We start from the raw sequence: 1,647 nt of genomic DNA on the forward strand, positions 1-1,647 counted from the left end.
CCCGACGGGGCTCGGTCCGCCAGGCGGCCGGCTACCGGAGTCCGGCCGATGCTGGCTACCGGCGTCCGGCCGATGCCGGTGCCGTGTGCGGTGCCTTGCGGATCAGCCGAAGTTCACGTCGCTGCACCACATGTAGGCCTGGTCGAGGTGCGAGGCCTGCCAGATCACGAACAGGATGTGGTGTCCGGTGTAACCGGAGGTCTGGACCGGGAACGTGATGTCATTCGCCGGGGCGAAGCGGCCGGTCTGCGTGATGAAGTCGAGGTTGCCCCAGCCCAGGGTCTGGGTCTTGGGGTCGAAGCCCTGCTTGCTCACGTAGACCTTGAAGTAGTCGGCACCGTGGGATGCCTGGTCGTACAGGTGGACCGAGAAGTTGTTGCCGATCGTGGTGGTCTTCCACGGTCCGGGCTTGTCCAGGCTGGCGTTCCTGGACAGGTTGTTGCTGCAGAGCGTCCCGTCGGGGGTCCGGGCCTGGAACTGGCCTCCGAGGCCGTCGCGGAGCGCGCTCATCCAGTTCCACATGGTGTCGGCGTTGGCCTGGAAGGCCTGCCAGCACATGGGGTCCTGGGTCTGCATGGCCGGGTTCGTGTGTTGGCTGCCCCACGTCTTCCAGCACTGGTACGCGCGGGTGGCGGGGCCGACGACGGTGCCGTGAGCCTGGGCGGGGGTCGACCAGGCGAGGGCGCCGACAACCACGGCGAACAGCATGACGAGCGCCTGGAGAGGCCGACGGAGGGACGCTCGGGAACGCCCGGTTAACGGGATCTTCTTATGCATGTGGGGGGACTCCTTCCAGTTTGCAAGGCTGAGATGGGAGCGCTCCCAAAGTTATGTCTTCCGAGCGAGATGTCAATGAAGTACACAGAGTTGATTACAGAGATGACTGGCGAGCAGGGAATCCGCCGTGAGGCGAGAGTCGGAATGGTTGGCGAGACTCACAACGAGGTGCGGCCTGGACCGGCGCCCTGGCCGGGCGAGGCCACCTTCTGCTGAGCATCCCGCCGCCGCCCGCTGCCGGGAGTACGTCTCTTTTCAGCCACGCCTCCAGAACGTCCCTGCACGAAAAGGTACTTCCGTACAGGATCATGCACCTGACATCTTGCATCCACCACTCGTTTCGTACGGCCCGACCCGTGCCCTCAGCACGGCGGGGCCGTCTCCGGAGGATGCATTGAGACCCCCCATATCCAGCCGCCCCAGACGCACGCTGGTGCTGGCGGCCACGCTCGGCTCCGCCCTCGTGTTCGGCGCCCCGGGCGCCCTCGCGGGCACGCTCCCGGTTGGCCCCTCCACCGCGCCGACCGCCAAGGCCCACGCTCCGGCCGCCGCACCGGCTTCCCAGAGTGCGACCTGGGTGGCCGGGACGCGTGCCTACCTCGTGATCACCGCTCCCGGTGACAGTTCGGCGGTCCGCTCCGCGATCACGGCCAACGGCGGCACCGTCTTCTCGAACTTCGACGCCATCGGCGTGATCGTCGCCCACTCGGCCTCCAGCACCTTCGCCACCACCATGCGCGGCGTCACCGGCGTGCAGCAGGTCGGCGCCACGCGTACCTCGGACGTCCCGGCCGACGCCTACAACCCGGCCCTCCCGCCCAATCCGGCCCAGGCCTCAACCCCGGCCGGAGAACCGGTACGGGCCGACAT

General features: G+C 67.8%; 1 protein-coding gene and 1 pseudogene. One reads left to right on the forward strand and one right to left on the reverse strand.

What is annotated here, in order from left to right; all coding sequences use genetic code 11:
* Window positions 1–102 precede the first annotated feature (102 nt).
* Window positions 103–708 carry a lytic polysaccharide monooxygenase auxiliary activity family 9 protein gene (locus tag AOJ26_RS31320; protein ID WP_053851743.1) on the reverse strand — a complete coding sequence of 202 codons (606 nt, stop codon included), beginning with the start codon at window positions 706–708 and terminating at the stop codon, window positions 103–105.
* Between the two features lie 502 nt (window positions 709–1,210).
* Between AOJ26_RS31320 and AOJ26_RS31325 the strand changes: the two are divergent.
* Window positions 1,211–1,647 (forward strand): annotated as a pseudogene (locus AOJ26_RS31325) (peptidase S8); the annotation flags it as partial.

The sequence above is a fragment of the Streptomyces sp. NRRL B-24085 genome (assembly GCF_001282115.1).
Lineage (GTDB): Bacteria > Actinomycetota > Actinomycetes > Streptomycetales > Streptomycetaceae > Streptomyces.